The sequence below is a fragment of the Rhizobium pantanalense genome (genome assembly GCF_030182525.1).
In the GTDB taxonomy this organism is placed as follows: domain Bacteria; phylum Pseudomonadota; class Alphaproteobacteria; order Rhizobiales; family Rhizobiaceae; genus Rhizobium.
Map to the genome: position 1 here is coordinate 15,068 of NZ_JAQJCH010000022.1, position 21,939 is coordinate 37,006.

Below are 21,939 nucleotides of genomic sequence, written 5' to 3' on the forward strand. Positions count from 1 at the left end.
TTTCGATTAACTGGAACCGACCAGAAAGGCCGTAAAATGAGCTCGAATGCGCGTGAAGATATTCTTGAGGCTGCGAAGAAATCGGCCCAGGCCCATGGCTATGGCGGCCTCAGCATGCGCGATCTCGCCGCCGAAGTCGGCATCAAGGCGGCCAGCCTTTATTATCATTTCCCGAGCAAGGCCGAGCTCGCCACGGCAGTCGCCAAGCGATATTGGGAAGACGCAGCCGCCGATCTCGAAAAGATCTCGCACGAGAAGCCCGATCCGGTTGAGCAGCTGCGGTCTTTCCCGGAGACCTTTCGCAAGGCGCTCGAAAACGAGAACCGCATGTGCCTCTGCAGTTTCATGGGAGCCGAGTACGATGAACTGCCGGATCCCTTAAAAAAAGAAGTTCAAACTTTCGCTGACGTCAATGTCGCGTGGTTGCAGAAGGCACTTGTCGCGACTGGAACGGTCAAGCCGGAAACTAGCGAGGCGCACGCCAAGGCCGTGTTTGCCGCGGTGGCGGGTGCGCAGCTCATGGCACGGAGCCGCGCAGATATCGCCCTCTATGATGCCCTGATTGAAAGCTATCGTGCTGCAGGCTTGCTTCCAGCTTGAACCCTAGGCGCAGAAAGCCGAGCTCCAGGGGTGTTGCTCTTCGGGGCTCGCGCGCGACATTGTTTCTGTCAGACCGATACGTTCGTAAGAACCTTTGCGGCACTGACTTCGAGACTGGGTAAGAAGACTGGACGAGTTTAAGCTCTTGAAGAGGTACGAACTGGCGATACGATTGTTCCAGCGCTAAACCTTGCGCTTACAGCTAAAGCAGAATCTCTGCGCCGTGATCCCGACTCGAGGCAGGTATAACTCAAAACAGATCACCGATCGCGATGGTATACCCCTCTTCAAGACGCCTTTCGCCTGAATCGCCGCGATCACCGGCACATCGATCCGACAAGTGCCCAGTTCAAGTGAGCATCAAATAGTGCTGATCAGGCCCTTAGCCTGCAATACAGGCTCCAGCTTACTGACTTCGATAACGGATTTTCCTTGTTTGTAAGCCTCGATGTATCCGGCTTCGGCCTCGTCACGAGCCTGTGAGAGCCGCGCGACATCCCGCGCCTCCTCCCGGCGAACGATGACAAGCCCGTCGGCGTCGCCGATGATGATGTCGCCGGGATTGATGATCTCTCCGCCAACGATGACCGGGTCGTTGACCGCGGCGATCGTCTCCTTGACCGTGCCCTTGATGCAGACGCTCAGCGAGAACACCGGAAATCCAAGTTCTCTCAGTTGCAGCGTGTCGCGCACGCCGGTATCGGTCACCAGGCCGCCAATGCCCTTGGCTAGGCAGGCATTGGCCAGAACATCACCGAAGGAACCGGCTTCCTCATATTCGCCCGCGGAGACAACGATGATGTCGCCGGGCTTGGCGTAGTTGATCGCAAGCTGCAGCATGATGTTGTCACGCGGCGCGCACTTGACCGTGAATGCCGGGCCGCAGAGCTTCATGCGATAATCCACCGGCTTCAGCCGTGATGACAGCGCGCCGCGGCGTCCCTGCGCCTCATGGATCGTTGCGGGTGAGAATTTGGAGAGTGCCTCGACGTCTGCTTTGCTCGGCCGCTCGGCGATATCTTTGATGTGGGTCACGAAAACCTCCCATGCTTAGGCCGGTGGGGGCGCCCACCGCCTGTTATCGATGATAATTTTGATGGATGAACTGACCGGCTAAGCGGCCCGTCGTCAGGGGATAGGTTCGAACTTCAATTCGGTGATCGGGACGACCTTTTCGGTACGCGTCATTTTGTACTCGGTGTTCGGACCCAGCCATTTCTCCCAGATCTTATTGATCTCGCCGGCACCGTCGAGCTTATGAAGGATTTCGTTGATCTTTGCGGTCAGCGCCGGCTGATCCTTTTGCATGCCGATGCCGACCGGCTCCAGCAGCATGGGTTCGTCGATCATGCGCATCTGCTTGCCCTTCGTCTCGGATTCGTTGACAAGCAGCGTCGTCGTCATGGTGTTGGCGACGAGACCGCGCGCCTTGCCCTGCTGAACGGCGAGATAGGCGGACCCGGTATCCTGGAAGGTCAGCGGGTCGGACTTGTTGAGTTTGATTGCCAGTTCCGAAGTCGAGCCCTTGGTCGAGGCAAGACGCTTGCCTTCGAAATCAGCCTTGGTCTTGCCGGCGTCATCCGCCGGAACAATCAGCATTTCCTTGGCGATATAATAGGGATCGCTGAACTGGATCTGTTCGGCGCGGCTCAGCGTATAGGCAAGGTTGGCAACCGTGATGTCGACGCGGCCAAGCTTCACTTCGGGAACACGCGCCTCGACCGAAATCGGCTTGATCTCGGCCTTCACGCCCAGTTCGTTTGCGATCGCCCGGCACAGATCGACATCGAAGCCGACCATTTCTCTGGTTTTCGGGTCGGGCGAGGAAAACGGCGGCACGTCGGCATAGGTCGCGCAGCGCAGCGTCTTTGCCGAGATGATGGTGTCGAGCTGATCCGCCTTGGCCGGCACGGCAATGGCGACGCCGGAAAGCGCCAATGTCACGGTGAAGCATTTCCAGTTCATTGCTGTTCTCCTTGTTATCCATTTTAGGTGCTTAGTGGCGCAGATCCGAAAGAAAGCGCTGAGCTCTGGGATGACGGGGGCTCTTGAAGAATTCCTCGGGAGGTGCGGTCTCCAGGATCTCACCGGCGTCGATGAACCAGATCCGGTCGGCCACATCGCGGGCAAAGCCCATTTCGTGGGTAACGCAGAGCATCGTCATTCCTTCGGCCGCCAGATTTTTCATGACGCTAAGGACTTCGCCGACCATTTCGGGATCAAGCGCGCTCGTCGGCTCGTCGAAGAGCATGACCGGCGGCTCCATCGCGAGCGCGCGGGCAATGGCAACGCGCTGCTGCTGGCCGCCTGAAAGCTGGCCCGGATAGGCATGCGCCTTGTCGGCAAGACCGACGCGATCAAGCAGTGCGAGCGCCTTGTCGCGCGCCACTTTCGCCGACACACCCTTGACCCGGATCGGCGACATGGAAACATTGTCGACGACGGACAAATGGGGAAACAGGTTGAAATTCTGAAAGACGAAGCCAATCCGGCTTCGCAGCCGATTGAGCTCGGCAGCGCCCATCGCGGCGTGAATATTCCTTCCTTCAAAATCTATCGAACCGCTATTGATCTCCTCCAGCCGGTTGATCGTGCGGATCAGTGTCGACTTGCCGGAGCCGGACGGTCCGCAAATGACGACGACTTCGCCGCGGCTGACATCGGCATTGATGTTGTTCAACACCTGGTAATGTCCGTAGCTCTTGCAGACCGCATGAAGACGGATCTCCCGAGCGCCGTCCTGCGGTGCGGAAACTGGGATGCTCATAGCTGCTCCGTGAATGTTTTTAAGGGAACAACGTCGCTGCGCAGGCGTATCTTCCGTGGCCCGGCTCGCCGGCGGGCAATTCGCCGTTCGACACTGTTTGCGACATGCGTCAGGCTCCAGCAGAGCGCATAGTAGACAACGGCCAGGATGAAAAAGACCTGGAAGGGTTGCGACAGCAACTGGTTGTTCACCTGACTTGCCGCAAAAGTCAGATCCGGCACGTTGATGATGTAGCCGAGCGTCGTGTCTTTGATCGTCGAAACGAAGGTCGAGATCATGCTCGGGATCATGTTGTAGAGCGCCTGCGGCAGGATCACGAAGCGCATCGCGCCGATGTAACTGTGGCCGAGCGCTCTCGCAGCATCCATCTGCCCTTGGCCGAGCGAGACGATGCCGGCCCGTACGACCTCGCTCAGGAACGCGCCCTCATAGATCACAAGCGTTATCAGCATGATCAGGAAGCTTGGTACATCCGCCCCCGTCCAAAGCGGAACGATGAAATAGCACCAGAGGATCAGCATCAGCAGCGGAACGCCGCGCGTGATGTAGACGAGGCCGGTTGCGGGCCATCTGAGGACTGCCCATTTGGAGAGCCGGGCCATGGCAAGCAGGATGCTGACGGGAAATGCGAGTGCTATGGCCAGCGCTGAAAGGATCAGCGTATTGGCAAGGCCGCCCAGCGGGCCATTGGGATACTGGCCGATCAGCAGCAGAAGCCAATAATCATGGATAATCTTGATGATATCCTGGATCACGCGCGCGCCCTCCGCACCGGATCGCTGCGCAGCGAGATATATGCGCCGAAGGCCATGATGATGAGGGAGAAGAACAGGTAGATGACCGTACCGATCAGATAGATCTCAAAGGTTCGGAAACTGACATTGTCGATTTCCTTGACGGCGTGGGTAAGCTCTGACGCACCGACGACGATTGCGAGACTACTGTTCTTGAACAAGGAAACGCTGTGATTGATGAGCGGCGGCAGAGCATTGCGCACGCCCTGGGGCAGGATGACGAAACGCATGGCCGAGATGTAGCCATGCCCGAGCGCTTTGGCCGCTTCCATCTGCCCTGGGCTGACTGACCGCAACCCGGAGCGCAAATCCTCGCTGAAATAGGCGGCCTGGCACAGTCCCAGACCTATGATGGCAAAGATTGCCTCGGCATTGTGATCGGCCAGCCAGTCGGTGATGCCTTGCGGCATCAGCGTATAGATCCCGAAATACCAGAACATCAGCTGCACAAGCGTCGGCACGTTGCGATGATAGGAGACGTAAGCTTTCACGATCGGATCACTGATGCGAAGCGGCGAGACGCGAAGGGCAAAAAGCAGAATGGCCAGCGTCATCGCAAGGATCCAGGAGCCGACATAGATGACGAAAGTCATCTCGATGCCCTGCAAGAGCATCGCAACGTAATCCGGATTCTTCAGGATGGCCGACAGATCGAATCCACTCACCGCTTCGCACCTTCCGCATCGTAGGTGGCGGCGGAGCACTCGGGCTTTGCCGTTTGCAGGCCGCCCATCACCTGCAATGTCGGAGTGATCTCCATGTGGCCGATATTGACTGCGACCGGCGCTGAAATGGCAAAGGCGATCGCATCGGCGATATCGGCCGCCTGCGGCAGCTCGAACCCGTCGATGAAACGCTCGCGCACGCTCGGGTCATCGCCATGGACGTGGTTGAATATATCGGTCGCGACGCGGCCGGGGCAGATCTCGGTGACCCGGACCCGCTTGCCGAATGCATCGATGCGCAGCTGGTTCGACAGCATGGCAACGCCAGCCTTGACGGCATGATAGGTGGAGTTGCCGCCGAAATTGTAGTTTCCGGCGATCGAGGAGATATTGACGACATGCCCGCGGTCGCGGGCAACCATCCCCGGCACGACCAGACGGCAGATGTGCAACACGGCGCGAAGATTGACATCGATGAGGAGATCGATGTCCTCTTCGTCAGCCTGAAGGAATTTCTTCGGCCGGTCGACCCCGGCGTTGTTGACCAGAATGTCGAACTGAACCCGGTTGGCAAGATCGGCGATTGCGGCGCGATCCGTCACATCGATGACGTGGGCAATGCATCCCGTGCGCTCGGCCAGTTCCTTCAGGGCGCCGGCACTGCGGGCAATCGCATGCACCTCGATACCCTCGCGGCAAAACCGCTCCACCACTGCGGCGCCGATACCGGAGGAGGCGCCGGTGACCAGCGCGGTCTTGTAGTCGGAGAATGGCATTCTGATCCCCTTTTTTGTTGGTGTGGACATTAGCGGAGCTTCAACTCCTTGCCTAAGACCGATTACTTTTGGAGTAATAAGCAAGTTTTATGGAGACGTGCCGGCCGCCGGCGAGCCGGCTAAAGCCGAAGGTCATCGCGCCACTTTTGCCGCGATCCGCAGGGTTGCCGACATTGGCCCGCGTTGCAAAACAGTTCCGTGTCTGCAAACATGCTCGGCAAGACAGAACAGTACGAATGCCATGGATATCAGACGCTTCAAATCCTTCATCGCCATCGTCGATAGCGGCAGCATCACGCGGGCCGCCGATATCCTGCACCTCGCGCAGCCGGCTCTAAGCCAGCAGTTGGCGGCGCTCGAGGAACATTTCGGCCAGAAACTCCTGATCCGAAGCCAGCAGGGCGTCAGCATGACTGATGCCGGACACGCGGTTTATCGGCACGCCCAGATCATTCTGCGTCAGATGGAACAGGCGCAAGCCGATGCCGCCGCCGCCGGCAATTCGCTTGCTGGACGCGTCTCGGTCGGTCTCGTGCCTTTCAGCAGCGCCGCCACGCTCTCCGTCGACCTTCTGGCGGAGACACGAAAGAGGCACCCCGGCATTCTGCTTCATCTGACGGAGAGCGTCGGTCAGACCTATAGCCAGATGATCATGACCGGCCGGCTGGAAATGGCATTGATCCACGGCACGGGGCCGATCAAAGGCGTGCGATTCGAGCCGATCCTGAGGGAGGAATTCTACCTCGTTGCCCATCGCAATTTCGCGATCGATTCAGACCAGAAACCCGTGCCGGTCAGCGCGCTCGATGGAATGCCGATGCTGTTGCCGCCGGCTTATAATTTCGTGCGCCGGGCCGTCGATGCCGCATTTACGCGCAGCCGCATCAATCTGAAAGTCGTGGCCGAAGTCGAGATCGTGCGCACCCTGGCGCGCGCCGTCGGAAGCGGGCTTGGCGCGACCATCATGCCGAAAGCGATCGCCGACCGCATCGTCTCGGAATCGAGCGATCCCCTCGTCTGCCGGCTGATTTCGCCGCGGATCGAGGAAACGCTGTCGCTTTGCACCTCCGATCAGAACTCGCTGTCGGAGCCGGCATTCGCCGTCAAAGACATCCTCGTCGAACTGACAGAGCAATTGAAGTTTTAGAGCTTCGGAACGCGTCCTTCCGACCCGTAAATCGGGTCGGAGGCGTGTGGAATCATCGGTCAGCGCATATCGCGGCAGAATTCAGCGATACGGGCGCAGCCCTCGCCAAGCTTTTCCATGCTTGTCGCGTAGGAGATGCGGAAATAGGGGCTCATGCCATAGGCGGAGCCCTGCACTGTTGCCACATGGTGCTCATCGACCAGCGCCATGACGAAATCGACATCCGTCTCGATCTTGCGTCCGGCCCTGGTGCTCTTGCCGATCAGGCCGGACATGTTGGGATAGATGTAGAAGGCACCTTCCGGCTTGTGGCAGCGCAGCCCATCGACCTTCGACAGTTGATCGAGGACGAAGTCGCGTCTTTCTCTGTAGATTGCCGCCCGCTCTTTCAGGAGATCCTGCGGACCGTCCAGCGCTGCGATTGCCGCCGCCTGCGTGACAGTCGCGATGCCGCCGCCGTTCTGGCCGTTGACGTTGCTGATGGCTGCAATCAGCTCCTTCGATCCGCTGGCGCAATATCCCAAGCGCCAGCCGGTCATCGCGTAGGCCTTGGAGACGCCGTTCATGGTCAGGACCCGGTCGTAGAGCCTCGGTTCCGCATCGGCGATCGTGCAGAATTCGAAACCATCATAGACCAGATGTTCGTAGATATCGTCGGTCAGGATCCAGACGTCCGGATGGCGCAGCATGACTTGTGCAATCGCTGCCATTTCCGCGCGCGAGCAGGCAGCACCCGTCGGGTTGTTCGGGAAGTTTAGAATTAGCCATTTTGTGCGCGGCGTGATCGCCGCCTCGAGATCTTCGGGACGCAGCTTGAACCCGGCCTGCTCGAAGCAGGGGACAGCGACCGGGACGCCGCCGGCAAACTTGACGATGTCGGCGTAGCTGACCCAGGACGGCGTAGGAATGACGACCTCGTCGCCTGGATTGCAGGTGGCCAGCATCGCATTGAAGATCACCTGCTTGCCGCCGCCGGAAACGACGATCTGGCTTGAATCGTATTCGAGATTGTTATCGCGCTTGAATTTTCGGCTGATCGCGGCCTTCAGCGCCGGCGTGCCGTCCATCGGCGGATATTTGGTATTGCCGCCGAGTGCGGCAGCATGCGCTGCCTCGACCGCATGGGCCGGTGTCGAGAAATCCGGCTCCCCGGATGAAAGGCTGACGACCTTGATGCCTTTGGCGGCAAGTTCGCGGGCGCGTTGGGTCATGGCGGCGGAAGCGGAGATGGAAACATTCTTCAGGCGATCGGCTGTGGAGGGCATTGGTGTGTTCTTTCGATGGAAATGAAAAACTTGGTGGGTGGCCGGGGCAATCAGGATGCAAGCTCAGCCGTGGGCGCGAGCACGGTTCCGGAGGCCTCGATTTCGCTGCGGATAATTTGAGCAAGCTCCAGCGAACCGGGCGTATCGGAGTGGACGAGGATCGATCTTGCCGGGATTTCGAGTGCGGTGCCGTCGATTGCCTCGACGGTTCCATCGGCGAGGAAACGGCGTACTCGCGCCCGTACCGAAGCTTCGTCCTTGACCAGCGCGCCCGGCAGACCGCGGGAAACGAGCGCGCCGCTGGCATCATAGGCGCGGTCGGCCAGGAACAGCGCAAGTGTCTTGAGTTTCGCGCGTTTTGCCGCTCTTTCGATTTCGCTATCATGCGTCACAAACACAACGAGGCGCGGATCGACCACGGCAATGGCATTCATCATCAGATCGGCGAGCGCTGGATCGCGATTGACCATATTGCCCATGGCCGCATGAAAGCTGAAATGTCCGACGGTCATGCCTTCGCTCCTGGCGATGGCGGTCAATGCGCCCAGCTGATAGAGCATCTGCTGCCGAAGCTCGTCCGGCTGGAACGGCATCTCGCGGCGACCGAAGCCGGCGCGATCCGGCAGGCCCGGATGCGCGCCGATGCCCACGCCATTCTCCTTGGCGAGACGAACCATGCGCGCCATCGTCTCCGGGTCACCGCCATGAAAACCGCAGGCGATGTTGGCCGATGAGACGATCTTCATCATCGCTTCGTCATCGCATAGCCGATAGGGACCAAAACCTTCGCCCATGTCGGAATTCAGATCGATCTTCACCGCTTCCTCCCCTTGATCGTTGAAATTGCCGTCAGGCCATCGCCTTCAAAGCACGCTTGACCATCTGCGACGTCCGCCTGATATCCTCGACGTAGCGGGCCACGGCCTGTTCAACCGCGCGCGCCTCCGCATGCGTCGAGCGGACGAAGCGGAGCCGGGTGCCGATCCGGGCCTGGCCGAGCCGCCACAGATCGCATTCGATGACGCCGGCAATCTTCGGATAGCCACCCGCGGTATTGGCATCGCTCATCTGAATGATTGGCTCGCCGCCGGGCGGGACCTGGATCACGCCTGACACGACGCCATGCGAGCGCATCTCGACTGTCGCCGTCGGTTTGATCGGTTCGCCGGACAGGCGATAGCCGGTGCGGTCGCTGCTCGACGATATACGCCAGACCTGGCTCCAGAAAGCCTCGCCATCGCCGGCAAACAGCTCATGTTCGCCGGCGACGATCGCGCGGATGGGTAGCACGCCATCGACCGAGGCCGGAAAGACATCATTTAGCACCACGGTCGGCTCGACCACCGCGAGACCGCTCGCCGGCAAGGGGAGCGCATCCGATGGTGGACCGAATTCAATTCGGTCACCCTTGATCAGCGGCCGACCGGCATTTCCGCCAAATCCGCCGCGCAGTGCGGTGCTCCGCGATCCCATCAGGACCGGCACATCCAGCCCTCCGCCGAACACGATATAGGCGCGGGCCAGCCTCGGCGGCTGCCGCAGCTCCAGGATCTGGCCCGGCTCGGCGACATAGGCGCACCATGGAAGCAGTTCCTGGCCATCCAGCACAGGATTGCCATCTGCACCTGTGACGGCAAAGACAGCATGGGCCGCGAACCGCAGTTTGAACGGAAAGGTCTGAACCTCTATTGCAGCCGCATCGTCGTCGTTGCCAACAAGGATATTGCCGATCTTCACCGCAAGAGAGTCCATCGCGCCGCTGGCCGTGACGCCGATGTCGCGATAGCCGGGGCGGCCGAGATCCTGGATCGTGTTGAATGGGCCGGTTTCGATAATCTCGATCATAGCTCGATCCTTGCCGGCAGAAAGCGGACGATATCGCCGGGCGCCATCAAAGCCGGCATCGCGGAGGTCGGATCGAACATCTGCAGTTCCGCGTGGCCGAGCGAATTCCATCCATTCGGACCCGTCAGCATCGCAACGCCTGTCTGCATTCCGCCGATCGTCACGCTGCCCTTCTCCATCCTGAGCGAGGGAACGGTCTTGCGGGGCATGTATATGCGCGGATCGAGCCCGTGCAGGTAACCGAAACCGGGGGCGCTTCCCAAGGCAAATACGCGGTAACTCGCCTCATAGTGGATGCGCACGACCTCACGGTCGCTCAAGCCGCAAAAGTCGCAGATGGCGGGAAGATCGATTGCATAGGCGCCACCATAGTGAACCGGGATCTCGATGACTTTTCCCGCGAGGTCCAGGCTCTCGGCGTTGTTCCATGCCTCAAGAAGCCGGAGCGTGACCAGATCGGGGTCCTCCGGCGTCTCCTTGAGGATCGCCAGGAGATTGGTCATCCCGGGGATTACTTCCGCTATATCGGTCCAGCCCCTCACCGTCCGCGCCAAAGCCCAGATCCATCGCTGCGCGGGCAAATCGAATTCGCCCGGCGCTTCCAGCAAGAAAGATCGCGTGCCGATGCAGGAAATCCGTGCCCGGCCCTTGGCGGCGGGAACGATTTCGCGCGACGAGGTGATGGCGTTCGACGTAGCAATCATGGCAGCGGCTCGATTTCGAACAGGGGATCACCGAATCCGACCAGGGTTTCGGGCTCCACCAATTGCCTGGCCAGCGAACCGGATCTGCCGGCGGGAATGGGAAGCAGAACGGAACTAATGCGGATAAAGCCGATCACATCCCGGTTTGAGACCCTGCGAGGCAGACGCTCGGCTGCATCGGAATCCGAAGGATGCAATGGATAGAAGTGACCCGCCATTGGCGCTTTGATGATCGCCATCGGTATCGCCGGCTCGGGCTGCGCATTTCCTGTCAGCTTGATTTGGGCGCCCGCAGCCTTCGAGACGATGATGCGTAGCTTACCGCCCGGTCGCGAAATTTCTATGCCATCTACGCCTGCCGCCGTCAGCGCATCAGCCAGAGCCGCGATGGTCGAAGGATCGCTAAAGTCGATCGCACTCATGCCGCTCTCCTCTGCTGAAGCCATTGCTCCAGATAGTGGATATCCGTCTCGCCGCGGGCAAAGCCTTCATCCCCGAACAATGCGCAAAGCAATGGCAGGTTGGTGGAAATCCCGTCTATCCGGCTGGCGGCAAGCGCCTCGCGCATTCTTGTCATCGCTTCCGCCCGGGTAGGCGCATGAACGATCAACTTGGCGATGAGCGAGTCATAATAGGGCGAGACGCGATAGCCGGCATGAATATGGGTATCGACCCGGATACCCGGCCCTCCCGGCAGCGCCAGATCGGAGATCGTGCCTGCCGAAGGCAGGAAACTTTCGGGGTCCTCGGCATTGATGCGGCATTCGAAGGAATGGCCGGTACATGCCACATCATCCTGGCGTATTTCGAGGGAATTGCCCTGGGCGACCATTATCTGCGCCTGAACGATATCGATCCCGCTGGTCATCTCGGTGACGGGATGCTCGACCTGCAGGCGCGTGTTCATTTCGATGAAGTAGAAGGCGCCGTTTTCGTAAAGGAATTCGAAGGTTCCGACGCCGCGATAGCCGATCTGCCGGCAGGCTTCCACGCAGGCCAGGCCGATGGGCTCGATCACTTCCGAAGAGATCCCAGGCGCCGGGGCCTCTTCCACGACCTTCTGATGCCGGCGCTGCATTGAGCAATCGCGATGCCCGAGCCAGACGGCATTGCCATTGGCATCGCAGAGCACCTGAATTTCGATGTGACGCGGATGCTGGAGGAACTTCTCCATATAGAGTGCCGGAGAGCCGAAAGCCTGACGAGCCTCTTCCCGTGTCAGGACGATCGCTTCGCGGAGCTCGCTTGCATCCGGAACCACCCGCATCCCTCTGCCGCCTCCGCCGCCCGCGGCTTTGATGATCACTGGATAGCCGATCTCCTGGGCGATCCGCTCGACCGATGCCGGATCATCCGGAAGCGAAGTATCGGGACCGGGCACGCAGGGCACACCGGCAGCAATCATTGTCCGTTTCGCCGATATCTTGTCGCCCATGATCGCGATCGAGGAAGCGTCCGGCCCAATGAATGCGAGGCAGGCTCTCTCGACGGCTTCGGAAAAGGCTGCGTTCTCGGCCAAAAAACCATAGCCGGGGTGGATCGCACCCGCTCCGGTCAGTTGCGCCGCAAGGAGGATCGCATTTTGATTGAGATAACTGCCAGCTGCGTTCGCAGGACCGATGCATAGAAAGGTGTCTGCGGTCTTGCCGTAAGGTGCCTGCCTATCGGCTTCAGAGCAAATCGCGACCGTCTTCAAGCCGAGCTCGCGGCACGCCCGCTGAATTCGCGCAGCAATTTCGCCGCGATTGGCAATTAGCACCGTATCGAAACGTCGGTCCGACAGGCACGCCTTTTCGAGAGCTTCCGCCATCATGCGATCTCCGCGAGCATGTCGCCCATCTCGACTTCGCCGCCATCTATTTCGGTGATCTGCCTGATGCGGCCGGCCTGCGGGGCTGCGATCTTGTTGAAGACCTTCATCGCTTCGATGATGAAGAGCGTCTGCCCCTCCTCTACCATGTCGCCGATCTTTACGAACGGCTCCTGCCCGGGTGCCGGCGCCCGATGTAGAACACCGAAGATCGGCGCCGTCACGGAGATGATCGAGGCTCGGGCGTTTGCCGAGGTGTCGTGACTGTTCTCGACGGAACTGACGGCCACCCCCTGCGGCGCTTGCACCGAAGCTATCGGGGCACCCTGATGCGGCACGCGGAAAATGCGGATCGTGACGTCCTTTTCCGTCACCGAGAGCTCGGTAACGTTGGATCGCCCAACAAAATCGATCAGCGTCTTTATCTTCGACAGGTCCATGCGGGAACTCGGTATTTCGGAACACCTCACGCAGCCCGGTTCAATGGATGACGACTGAGTTTGGCTGACTTCCTCCGTACACGATCACTCTGACGATGGGGTCAAAAGAACTTTTGATGACGTCGCCGCTCAATCAACGCGATAGCCGGATGAAAGTCACCTCCGACAACTTTCCGATCTGAGCTTTCAATTGCACGTAGGCGTGCAACGGTCCAAGCAAGACGGCTTTGGAGAATTTGCAGTTGAACGGATATGACCTTGTGATTCGCTACTTTCAGACTGCGCCGCCACTTTTAGAGATCACGACCCTGGGGTCAGCAAAATCGGATCCGTTAATGTGAGGGGATTCGAACCACTGTTTTCGTGTCGTACCCCACATTATCAACGACTTAGGCATCCGATCGGGCGTAGTGTAAATTATGGAACCATGTGCGATGCCCGTCATTGAACCTCGGCACTCATCATCTTGCCCTTCGCAGGACTAATGCGTCGGAGTATTAGGCACCCCGAGCAATTGTGGCTATGATCACATCGGAGATCACAGGAGGCGGCCCTCAGGAGCCGGTGATTGATGGATTTTGCGGATCACATTCAAGAAATCGAGCGCGTCGCGCAGGGAAGTAACACAGGGCGGGACGCTATCGTCGTAGAATCCTGGCGGCGGTGCCTGGACACCTACCGGCTCGATCCGGCGCAGGCGCGCGAGGCAGTGATCGTCTCCGAAACCCGGTTGCGAGAACATCGCCAGCAGGCGGAGGATCTCGTGCACATCGCCCGTTCTGGGTTGGAACGGCTCTACCGGCAGATCGCCGAACAGAATTACGTACTGCTGCTGTCGGACCGGCTTGGTGTCACCGTCGAATTCCTGGGCGACCCGTCCTTCAACAACAATCTGCGAAAGGCCGGTCTCTATCTCGGTTCGGAATGGTCCGAGCCGCGTGCGGGTACCTGCGCGGTGGGCGCCTGCATCGCCACAGGCGAGGCTCTGACGATTCATCAGACCGACCATTTTGACATCACCCACACGCCCCTGTCCTGCACCGCAGCGCCAATCTATGACACGCAAGGATCACTGGCGGCCGTTCTCGACATTTCGCTGCTGAGTTCGCCAATCCTGAAAGCCAGCCAGAACATGGCGCGCCATCTCGTGTCCTCGACCGTGCGGAGGATCGAGCTTGCCAATCTCATGGCAAACAGCCGGCATAATCTGGTTCTGCGCTTTGCGGGCGCACCGGAGTTTCTCGACGTCGATCCGGAAGCGGCGATATCCGTCGACGGAGCGGGGCGCATCACCGGCATGACCCATGGCGGCGCCCGGCTTCTTGCCGCGTCGCGGGGTCTCGACTGGCGCACGCCCGAGCTCCTGATCGGACAGCCGGTTACGGACTTCTTCCACGCGGGCCTTGACGATCTAGCCTCGCTGACCCGTGCCAGCCTGCCCCAGGAACGGCGGATCGCGGTTCGCGACGGCTCGCTGCTCTTTGCCCACGCCATCGAACCGCAGCAACGCACAGGCAGCGTGCCGCCTGTGCGCCCCCCCGACCGGTCGCCGGCGATCGACAGGCTCGGCGGCAATGTTCCGGCAGTCGACAGCCTCAGACGCAAGGTCATCAAGCTCGCACCCAGCAGGCTGCCGATACTGCTGCAGGGTGAGACTGGAACCGGCAAGGAATATCTCGCCCGCATCATTCATGAGATGAGCGGGCTCTCTGGCCGCTTCATGGCGGTCAATTGCGCCGCAATTCCAGAGCAGTTGATCGAGAGCGAACTTTTCGGTTACGTCCCGGGGGCCTTTACCGGTGCGCTGGCCAAGGGGAGGAAGGGGTTGATAGAGGGGGCCGAGGGCGGAACGCTGTTCCTCGATGAGATCGGCGACATGCCCTATGCGGCCCAGAGCCGGTTGCTCAGGGTTCTCGCAGAGGGCGAGGTGCTTCCGGTCGGCGGCTCGGTCGCACGCAAGGTCGATTTCCGTGTCGTCTCCGCTTCGCATCGCTCGCTGGCCGACATGGTCGCGGCGGGCGGATTCCGCGAAGACCTCTATTATCGACTCAACGCCGCCGTTCTGTCGCTACAGCCGCTCTGCGAACGCGAGGACCTGCCCTGGCTTCTGGAGAGGCTGCTTGATAAACACAGGACGAAGGACAGACCCTTGATGTTGTCCGGCGCGGCCAGACAGCTGCTTCTCAACCATCGTTGGCCAGGCAATTTCCGCGAACTCGACAATGCCATCGCCTTTGCCGCAGCGTTGTGCGACGACAGTGTGATCGAGATCAGAGACCTGCCGGACCGCTTGTCGCAGCCGGCCACGGTGCACACCGGCGGCAGCGCCGGGGCAGACCTGCGCGCCGTCTTGATGAATTGCAAGGGTAACGTGTCCGAAGCGGCCCGTCGCCTCGGTATCGATCGCACAACGCTTCACCGCAGGATGAGACGGTTCGGCATAGAGCGCCCGCACTGAGCCATTCACTACGGCATCCACCACACCTGTTGCGCCTCAGCTGTGGCGCAATCCATCGTCACCCTCTCTGAAAGCGCTGTGATTTCAGCCCGCGCGCCGGTCGAAGCGACTGGCACAGGGGTTGCTCCTCCTGACGGCATGAAAAGCAGCCTTAAGGAGGAAACATGCGCGCCCTCAGATTTCATGCCGCCAATGACTTGCGGCTAGAAGACATTCCGGAGCCGAAGAAGCCGGGGCCGGGCCAAGTTCTCGTTCGCAACCGCTTCGTCGGGATCTGCGGAACTGATCTTCACGAATACAGCTACGGCCCGATCTTCATTCCGACCGAGCCTCATCCCTTTACCGGCGCCCACGGCCCGCAGGTCCTTGGCCATGAATTCGGTGGCGTCGTCGAAGCCACCGGCGAAGGTGTGACCTCGGTTGCCGTCGGCGACCGCGTCTCGATCCAGCCGCTCGTCATGCCGCGCTCCGGCGACTATTTCGCCGACCGTGGCCTTTTCCATCTGAGCACGCAGCTGGCGCTGGTGGGCCTCAGCTGGGACGGCGGCGGCATGGCCGAAGCCGCTCTCGTGAACGAATACAACGTCCAGAAGATCCCGGACGAGATGACCGATGAAGAGGCCGCACTCGTCGAACCAACGGCGGTTGCCGTCTATGCCTGCGACCGCGGCGGCGTCACCGCCGGCAACAGCGTTCTCGTCACAGGTGCCGGCCCGATTGGCATGTTGACGCTACTGGCCGCGCGCGCGGCCGGCGCGACCAAGCTGTTCGTCTCCGATCTTAACGACGCCAGGCTCGAGCTTGCCAAGAAGGTGCTGCCCGACGTCATCACGATCAATCCGAAGCGCGACAAGGTCGGCGATGTCATCCGCGCCCAGACCGAGGACCAGGTGGGTTGCGACGTCGCGATCGAATGCGTGGGCAACGAACACGCGCTGAAGGCCTGTGTCGATGCCGTGCGCAAGCAAGGGGTCGTCGTCCAGACGGGCTTGCATCCGCATGAGAACCCGATCGACTGGTTCCAGGTCACATTCCGCGATCTCGAGATCAAGGGCTCCTGGGCCTATCCGACGCATTACTGGCCACGCGTTATCCGTCTGATCGCCTCGGGCCTGCTGCCGGCGACCAAGATCGTTACCAAGCGCATCACGCTGGACATGGCGGTGAAGGAGGGCTTCGACGCCCTGCTCGACCCGGCTGGCACCCATCTAAAGATCTTGATCGATCTTTCGAAATAAGCATCTCTGCCAACGCCTGTCCCGGGAGAGGAGCCCTGGAGGTGGCGGCTTGGACGCTTTGAAGGGATTCCCGGCAAGGGCGTTCCACCATTAACAAGCAGTCATGGAGGAGAAGTCATGCTTGATATCAGCCCCGGAACCAAGATCGACACGGCCCTTGCGAAGCTTGAAAAAGCGCTGGCGCATGGCGACGTCGATGCCGCCGTCAACCTATTTCAGGCGGATTGCTACTGGCGTGATCTGGTGACATTCACCTGGAACCTGAAGACCCTCGAAGGTCGCGAGCAGGTTCGCGACATGCTCTCCAGCCAGCTTACCGTCACTAAGCCGTCCAACTTTGTCCAGGATACCAAGGAAGCCGCTTCCGAAGCGGGCAGCGTCACCGAAGGCTGGTTCGAATTCGAAACGGGGGTTGCCCGCGGCTACGGCCATATCCGTCTGAAGGATGGCCTGATCTGGACGCTTCTGACCACCATGACCGAACTGAAAGGTCATGAGGAGCCAAAGGGTTTCCGGCGCCCGATGGGGGCGGAGCACGGCCATGACAGAAATCGCATGACCTGGAAGGAAAAGCGCGAACGCGAGGCGGTCGAACTCGGTTACGCATCCCAGCCCTATGTCGTCATCATCGGCGGCGGCCAAGGCGGCATTGCGCTCGGCGCACGCCTTCGCCAGCTCGGCGTTCCGACAATCATCATAGAGAAGAATGAGCGGCCCGGCGACAGCTGGCGCAAGCGCTACAAGTCACTCTGCCTACACGACCCCGTCTGGTACGATCACCTTCCCTACATACCTTTCCCGGAAAACTGGCCGGTATTCACCCCGAAGGATAAGGTGGGCGACTGGCTGGAAATGTACACCAAGGTCATGGAGCTGAACTATTGGGGCTCGACCACGGCAAAATCCGCGCAATACGACGAGACGATCGGCGAATGGACGGTGGTCGTCGAGCGCGACGGCAAGGAAGTGGTGCTCAAGCCGAAGCAACTGGTGTTGGCTACGGGCATGTCGGGCAAGGCTAATGTACCGAAGTTCCCGGGTCAGGAGGTCTTCAAGGGCGAGCAGCAGCATTCCTCGCAGCATCCGGGACCGGATGCCTATGCTGGCAAGAAGGTGGTCGTCATCGGTTCCAACAACTCGGCCCACGATATCTGCGCAGCGCTTTGGGAAGCCGGCGCCGATGTTACCATGCTGCAGCGCTCGTCCACCCATATCGTCAAGTCAGATTCGCTGATGGAGATCGGTCTCGGCGATCTCTACTCCGAACGGGCGGTCCAGGGCGGCATGACGACGCGCAAGGCAGATCTGATCTTTGCCTCCCTGCCCTACCGGATCATGCACGAGTTCCAGATTCCGATCTATAACAAGATCCGGGAAAAGGATGCAGAGTTCTACAAAGCACTCGAAAACGCGGGTTTTATGCTCGATTTTGGCGACGACGATTCGGGCCTGTTCATGAAATACCTGCGAAGAGGATCGGGCTATTACATCGACGTCGGGGCCTGCGATCTGGTCATCGACGGTTCGATCAAGCTGAAGTCGGGCGTCGACGTCTCGCATCTGACGGAGAACGCCGTCGTCCTTAAGGACGGAACGGACCTGCCGGCGGACCTGGTGGTCTACGCCACCGGCTACGGTTCGATGAACGGCTGGGCCGCCGATCTCATCTCGCGCGATGTGGCCGACAAGGTCGGGAAATGCTGGGGTCTCGGCTCCAACACCACCAAGGACCCCGGCCCCTGGGAAGGCGAGCAGCGCAACATGTGGAAACCGACGCAGCAGGAAGCATTGTGGTTCCACGGCGGCAACCTGCACCAGTCACGGCATTACTCGCAATATCTGTCGCTGCAGCTGAAAGCTCGTCAGGTGGGCATCGACACACCCACCTACGGCCTGACCACACCTCAACACCTATACTAGGATCATAAAGCGCCGGCGTGGCCGGCGCTCTCTTTTGTAACCGGAAGCTTCCTAGCTCTTGATGGGATGCGAACCCAACGCCCGTAAGCTTTAATTCGATCGCTTTGAATAGGTTGACTTTCTTTGACTGAGGCGATCCCCACCATCATCCCGTGAGCCATGACGCGAGAACCAGCCATTCCCATCGCTTTGCCAGTTCGAAGTCCAAGAGCATCGTAAAATTAACGGAGAAAAAGCAGGACAGTGACGTTTGGCGCGTGCATTGGTCACGCCAGTGCGATTTTCGTCCACATGTTCATGGCCGCTGCGCGCAATTTGCGGTGATGACTGAAAGAAATGTCGTGGCGAGAAATGCGGAACAAGCTGGCGATCGGATCATGGATGGAGACAAATCGCTGAAAATGGCGGCGTGACTCGAAGCGCTTCATAATCCGCTGTCGTCGACGGATTGGCTGATGGGAATTCTCGGCCTGAATATTTAGATCCTTGTGTGAACGATGTTCGACACCTGGCATGATCTCGCGTCTTGCGGCATGACTGATTATTTCGGCAGAAAAGCGATGGCGGCGACAGAGGGAATTTCGGTCGGTCATGGCCGAACATCGCACATGGCAGTCCGAGCTCGCTAACGTTACGAACCCGCCACGCGCCTTGTCGTACATGTACTTCAACAACTTAACCTTACATTACCCACGCTACCTCTATACAATCTGCGTTGTTGCTAATCTACAACATTTGATTGAATAATGGTCCCAAAAGAATCAATCTTTGGGATTCTCGAGTATGTGAAATTGCCTTTCAGGTTGCTTTATATAGTACTTCGATTGAGTAGAGGGGCGTCAGCCACAATGCAGACGGGCAAGCACAAGAGCAATTTCCTGCTTTTCGTGGTGGGGTTTGCTCGGTCTTTGGGTTGGGCAAATGAAAAGCGTCGAACAGCTGGCGACCAGGACCGCGGGAAGAAAACCTTGCGCTGGGAACAACGGTTTCGCATCGGAAAATGCTCTCGCGAAAATTCAAGTCTACCGTGCAATGCGGAACGCGAGGCAGCTCTCAAAAATAACGACGCAATCGATAGACCTCGGTGCGCGCGCTTGCGCACTGCTGATCAGGATAGTGCTGCTCGCTGCCCTATCCTGCACTGGTCTACTGCTGGCAACTCCGGACGCGGCGTACGCAGCATGCACTACCCTCAACTTCCCCGATTCTCATACGTCGCCGTCGACAAGCCCAATGACTTCCGGCGGGACGCTTAACGTCAACATCGGCACGCTGTGCGATCCAGTCGGTCTCAATCCCATTGGCGATCCAAGCGTAGTTCTTCCACAGCACGGCACGATAACGAACTACAACGCAGCTGCCGGCTCGTTCACCTACACGAACAGCGGCGACGGAGCGACCCAAGACACCTTCACCTTGGCCGATGCGAGCGCGCATCCCTTCACAGTAAATATTGCGATCGCGCCAGCGGGATTGACACCGCCTGCCGCCGGCCCGGTCAGCGCAACAGTAAACCACGGCAGCACTTCCAATACGATTACGTTGAACCTGTCGGGAGGAGCCGCCTCCTCAGTGGCTGTCGGAACGCAGGCGTCTCACGGAACCGCCACGGCCAACGGTACCTCGATCACCTATACCCCGACAGCAAGTTATTCAGGTCCGGATAGCTTCACCTACACCGCAACCAATGCGGCCGGCACATCATCGCCGGCGACGGTGACCATAACGGTCAGTCCACCGACGATTACCCTCGGGCCGGCGACGCTCACCTCGGGTACTGTCGGAACGGCTTATAGCCAGACCGTCAGCGCCAGCGGCGGCACCAGCTCTTACACCTATGCGGTTACAACAGGTGCCCTGCCCACCGGCCTGAGTCTGTCGGCGACGACTGGCGTGATTTCCGGCACGCCAACGGCAGCAGGCTCCTTCACTTTCACGGTTACCGCGACCGATAGTTCAACCGGGTCCGGGCCGTTCAACGGTTCGAGATCTTATACTTTAAGCATTTCAGCGCCGACGATTTCGGTCAATCCGGCCTCCTTGTCAGCAGGCACGGTCGGAACTGCCTATAACCAAACTATCACGGCATCGGGCGGCACCGGTTCCTATAATTTCAATGTCACATCGGGCGCTCTCCCAGCCGGCTTGACGCTCTCCTCCTCAGGCACGCTTTCCGGCACGCCGACAGCAGGTGGCACGTTCAACTTCACGGTCACCGCGCGGGATAGTTCCACCGGCACGGGCGCACCATTCACAGGTTCGAAGGCTTACAGCCTGACCATTGCGGCGCCGACGATCACGATCTCGCCGGCGACGTTGACGGCTGCCACCGTCGGTGCCAGCTACAATCAAACCATCTCCGCATCCGGCGGCACCAGTTCCTATAGCTTTGCCGTTACGGCCGGTTCGCTTCCGAACGGCCTGACACTGTCATCGGGAGGTGTAATCACCGGCACGCCGACGGCAGGAGGCAACTTCAATTTCACTGTCACGGCAACGGACAGTTCTACGGGTACAGGCCCCTTTAACACCTCAAGGCCCTATACCCTGACGGTTTCAGCGCCAACGATTGCGGTCGCGCCGACCACACTCCCTTCCGCAACCGTTGCTGCCAGCTACGGTCAAACCATTACAGCGTCAGGAGGTACCAGTTCCTATAGTTTTGCCGTCACAGCGGGCGCTCTTCCAGCAGGCCTGACGCTCTCATCGGGAGGCGCACTCACTGGCACGCCGACGGCAGGCGGCACGTTCAATTTCACAATTACTGCGACCGATAGCTCGACCGGGATCGGGCCATTCACCGGCTCAAGAGCCTATAGTTTGAGCGTTGCTGCGCCGACGATCACTATCAATCCTTCGTCGCTGTCAGCCGTAACGGCGGGAACGGCCTATAGCCAGACACTGACAGCCTCGGGCGGTACTGGCTCCTACACCTATTCGCTGTCGACCGGCTCGCTTCCGATAGGAGTGGCGCTTTCCTCGACTGGCGTTCTTTCTGGTACGCCGATCAGCGCCGGGAACTTCAGCTTCACTATCGTCGCAAGGGACGGCTCCACCGGCACAGGTCCCTTTACAGGCGCACAGGCCTACACGCTGGTGGTTGCCGCCCCAGCGATCACGATCGCGCCGGCATCTCTGCCGGGTGGCACAGCCGGGACTGCCTATAGCCAGACGCTGACAGCCTCGGGCGGAACCGGTCCCTACACCTACAGCCTCGCAAGCGGGAACCTTCCGGCGGGCGTGGCGCTTTCCTCGACCGGCACTCTCATCGGTACGCCGACGACCGCAGGGCCTTTCAATTTCACCATCACCGCAACAGACAGCAACCACTTTACCGGCTCGCAGGCCTATAGCATCACGATCAGCGCCCCGACGATCACGATCACCCCGGCAACTCTGCCCGGGGGTACAGCCGGAACCGCCTATAGCCAGACATTGACGGCCTCGGGCGGAACCGGCTCCTATACCTTTAGCCTCGCAAGCGGGAGCCTTCCGCCGGGCGTAGCGCTT

The 21,939-nt window shown here is 59.8% G+C and carries 19 protein-coding genes and 1 pseudogene; 6 read left to right on the plus strand and 14 right to left on the minus strand.

All coding sequences use genetic code 11. The annotated features are described in order from the left end of the window. The first annotated feature begins 36 nt into the window (after positions 1-36). Positions 37-600: a TetR/AcrR family transcriptional regulator gene (locus PH558_RS32990; protein ID WP_285208422.1), complete on the plus strand. Its 564-nt coding sequence runs from the start codon at positions 37-39 to the stop codon at positions 598-600. Between the two features lie 360 nt (positions 601-960). On the opposite strand, the gene PH558_RS32995 is transcribed toward PH558_RS32990, so the two are convergent. The 6 genes from PH558_RS32995 to PH558_RS33020 all read right to left on the minus strand — a co-directional run bounded on the left by PH558_RS32995 (position 961) and on the right by PH558_RS33020 (position 5,602). Beyond that, positions 961-1,635: a 4-carboxy-4-hydroxy-2-oxoadipate aldolase/oxaloacetate decarboxylase gene (locus tag PH558_RS32995; protein ID WP_285208423.1), complete on the minus strand. Its 675-nt coding sequence runs from the start codon at positions 1,633-1,635 to the stop codon at positions 961-963. A gap of 93 nt (positions 1,636-1,728) precedes the next feature. Then, positions 1,729-2,565, minus strand: coding sequence for an ABC transporter substrate-binding protein (locus tag PH558_RS33000; protein WP_285208424.1), 837 nt, complete (start codon positions 2,563-2,565; stop codon positions 1,729-1,731). Positions 2,566-2,596: 31 nt separating this feature from the next. Further along, positions 2,597-3,367, minus strand: coding sequence for an amino acid ABC transporter ATP-binding protein (locus PH558_RS33005; RefSeq protein WP_285208425.1), 771 nt, complete (start codon positions 3,365-3,367; stop codon positions 2,597-2,599). Next, positions 3,364-4,122 carry an amino acid ABC transporter permease gene (locus tag PH558_RS33010; protein ID WP_285208426.1) on the minus strand — a complete coding sequence of 253 codons (759 nt, stop codon included), beginning with the start codon at positions 4,120-4,122 and terminating at the stop codon, positions 3,364-3,366. The genes PH558_RS33005 and PH558_RS33010 overlap by 4 nt, the downstream gene beginning before the upstream one ends. After that, positions 4,119-4,826: an amino acid ABC transporter permease gene (locus tag PH558_RS33015; protein WP_285208427.1), complete on the minus strand. Its 708-nt coding sequence runs from the start codon at positions 4,824-4,826 to the stop codon at positions 4,119-4,121. The genes PH558_RS33010 and PH558_RS33015 overlap by 4 nt, the downstream gene beginning before the upstream one ends. After that, positions 4,823-5,602, minus strand: coding sequence for an SDR family oxidoreductase (locus PH558_RS33020; protein ID WP_285208428.1), 780 nt, complete (start codon positions 5,600-5,602; stop codon positions 4,823-4,825). Before PH558_RS33020 ends, PH558_RS33015 begins: the two co-directional genes overlap by 4 nt. A gap of 241 nt (positions 5,603-5,843) precedes the next feature. Here PH558_RS33020 and nac point away from each other — a divergent pair, with 241 nt between their 5' ends. Beyond that, complete coding sequence (nac, locus tag PH558_RS33025) at positions 5,844-6,749, plus strand: nitrogen assimilation transcriptional regulator NAC (RefSeq protein ID WP_285208429.1); 906 nt, start codon at positions 5,844-5,846, stop codon at positions 6,747-6,749. Positions 6,750-6,808: 59 nt separating this feature from the next. On the opposite strand, the gene PH558_RS33030 is transcribed toward nac, so the two are convergent. From PH558_RS33030 to PH558_RS33060, 7 genes are read right to left on the minus strand one after another with little or no spacing between them, the layout of a single operon-like run. After that, positions 6,809-8,014, minus strand: coding sequence for a pyridoxal phosphate-dependent aminotransferase (locus PH558_RS33030; protein ID WP_285208430.1), 1,206 nt, complete (start codon positions 8,012-8,014; stop codon positions 6,809-6,811). Positions 8,015-8,064: 50 nt separating this feature from the next. Continuing rightward, positions 8,065-8,832: a 5-oxoprolinase subunit PxpA gene (locus tag PH558_RS33035; protein ID WP_285208431.1), complete on the minus strand. Its 768-nt coding sequence runs from the start codon at positions 8,830-8,832 to the stop codon at positions 8,065-8,067. A 31-nt stretch (positions 8,833-8,863) separates the two neighbouring features. Then, on the minus strand, positions 8,864-9,859 hold the full coding sequence (locus PH558_RS33040; RefSeq protein ID WP_285208432.1) for a 5-oxoprolinase subunit C family protein: 996 nt from the start codon (positions 9,857-9,859) through the stop codon (positions 8,864-8,866). Further along, entirely contained in the window at positions 9,856-10,563 is a 708-nt protein-coding gene (pxpB, locus tag PH558_RS33045) for a 5-oxoprolinase subunit PxpB (RefSeq protein ID WP_285208433.1), read from the minus strand. The genes PH558_RS33040 and pxpB overlap by 4 nt, the downstream gene beginning before the upstream one ends. Beyond that, entirely contained in the window at positions 10,560-10,985 is a 426-nt protein-coding gene (locus PH558_RS33050; protein WP_285208434.1) for an acetyl-CoA carboxylase, read from the minus strand. Before PH558_RS33050 ends, pxpB begins: the two co-directional genes overlap by 4 nt. Beyond that, on the minus strand, positions 10,982-12,373 hold the full coding sequence (accC, locus tag PH558_RS33055) for an acetyl-CoA carboxylase biotin carboxylase subunit (RefSeq protein WP_285208440.1): 1,392 nt from the start codon (positions 12,371-12,373) through the stop codon (positions 10,982-10,984). Before accC ends, PH558_RS33050 begins: the two co-directional genes overlap by 4 nt. Then, positions 12,373-12,813, minus strand: coding sequence for an acetyl-CoA carboxylase biotin carboxyl carrier protein (locus tag PH558_RS33060; RefSeq protein ID WP_285208435.1), 441 nt, complete (start codon positions 12,811-12,813; stop codon positions 12,373-12,375). The genes accC and PH558_RS33060 overlap by 1 nt, the downstream gene beginning before the upstream one ends. 571 nt (positions 12,814-13,384) lie before the next feature. Between PH558_RS33060 and PH558_RS33065 the strand changes: the two genes are divergently transcribed. The 3 genes from PH558_RS33065 (at position 13,385) to PH558_RS33075 (ending at position 18,429) form a co-directional block, all read left to right on the plus strand. Then, the gene (locus PH558_RS33065) at positions 13,385-15,271 is read left to right on the plus strand and encodes a sigma-54-dependent Fis family transcriptional regulator (RefSeq protein ID WP_285208436.1); all 1,887 of its coding nucleotides are present in this window, start codon (positions 13,385-13,387) and stop codon (positions 15,269-15,271) included. Positions 15,272-15,435: 164 nt separating this feature from the next. Continuing rightward, positions 15,436-16,509, plus strand: a complete 1,074-nt coding sequence (locus PH558_RS33070) for a 2,3-butanediol dehydrogenase (protein WP_285208437.1) — start codon at positions 15,436-15,438, stop codon at positions 16,507-16,509. A 117-nt stretch (positions 16,510-16,626) separates the two neighbouring features. Next, on the plus strand, positions 16,627-18,429 hold the full coding sequence (locus PH558_RS33075) for an NAD(P)/FAD-dependent oxidoreductase (RefSeq protein ID WP_285208438.1): 1,803 nt from the start codon (positions 16,627-16,629) through the stop codon (positions 18,427-18,429). Positions 18,430-18,695: 266 nt separating this feature from the next. Here PH558_RS33075 and PH558_RS33080 read toward each other — a convergent pair. After that, positions 18,696-18,938 (minus strand): annotated as a pseudogene (locus PH558_RS33080) (IS6 family transposase); the annotation flags it as partial. Positions 18,939-19,662: 724 nt separating this feature from the next. Here PH558_RS33080 and PH558_RS33085 point away from each other — a divergent pair. Beyond that, the coding region (locus PH558_RS33085; RefSeq protein ID WP_285208439.1) for a beta strand repeat-containing protein at positions 19,663-21,939 on the plus strand (2,277 nt) is incomplete at its 3' end.

Excerpts from the sequence above, each read along its gene's own strand:
- PH558_RS32990 (WP_285208422.1), top strand. The coding sequence starts at position 37 with ATGAGCTCGAATGCGCGTGAAGATATTCTTGAGGCTGCGAAGAAATCG.
- PH558_RS33000 (WP_285208424.1), bottom strand. The coding sequence starts at position 2,565 with ATGAACTGGAAATGCTTCACCGTGACATTGGCGCTTTCCGGCGTCGCC.
- PH558_RS33005 (WP_285208425.1), bottom strand. The coding sequence starts at position 3,367 with ATGAGCATCCCAGTTTCCGCACCGCAGGACGGCGCTCGGGAGATCCGT.
- PH558_RS33020 (WP_285208428.1), bottom strand. The coding sequence starts at position 5,602 with ATGCCATTCTCCGACTACAAGACCGCGCTGGTCACCGGCGCCTCCTCC.
- nac (WP_285208429.1), top strand. The coding sequence starts at position 5,844 with ATGGATATCAGACGCTTCAAATCCTTCATCGCCATCGTCGATAGCGGC.
- PH558_RS33030 (WP_285208430.1), bottom strand. The coding sequence starts at position 8,014 with ATGCCCTCCACAGCCGATCGCCTGAAGAATGTTTCCATCTCCGCTTCC.
- PH558_RS33040 (WP_285208432.1), bottom strand. The coding sequence starts at position 9,859 with ATGATCGAGATTATCGAAACCGGCCCATTCAACACGATCCAGGATCTC.
- pxpB (WP_285208433.1), bottom strand. The coding sequence starts at position 10,563 with ATGATTGCTACGTCGAACGCCATCACCTCGTCGCGCGAAATCGTTCCC.
- PH558_RS33050 (WP_285208434.1), bottom strand. The coding sequence starts at position 10,985 with ATGAGTGCGATCGACTTTAGCGATCCTTCGACCATCGCGGCTCTGGCT.
- accC (WP_285208440.1), bottom strand. The coding sequence starts at position 12,373 with ATGGCGGAAGCTCTCGAAAAGGCGTGCCTGTCGGACCGACGTTTCGAT.
- PH558_RS33060 (WP_285208435.1), bottom strand. The coding sequence starts at position 12,813 with ATGGACCTGTCGAAGATAAAGACGCTGATCGATTTTGTTGGGCGATCC.
- PH558_RS33065 (WP_285208436.1), top strand. The coding sequence starts at position 13,385 with ATGGATTTTGCGGATCACATTCAAGAAATCGAGCGCGTCGCGCAGGGA.
- PH558_RS33070 (WP_285208437.1), top strand. The coding sequence starts at position 15,436 with ATGCGCGCCCTCAGATTTCATGCCGCCAATGACTTGCGGCTAGAAGAC.
- PH558_RS33075 (WP_285208438.1), top strand. The coding sequence starts at position 16,627 with ATGCTTGATATCAGCCCCGGAACCAAGATCGACACGGCCCTTGCGAAG.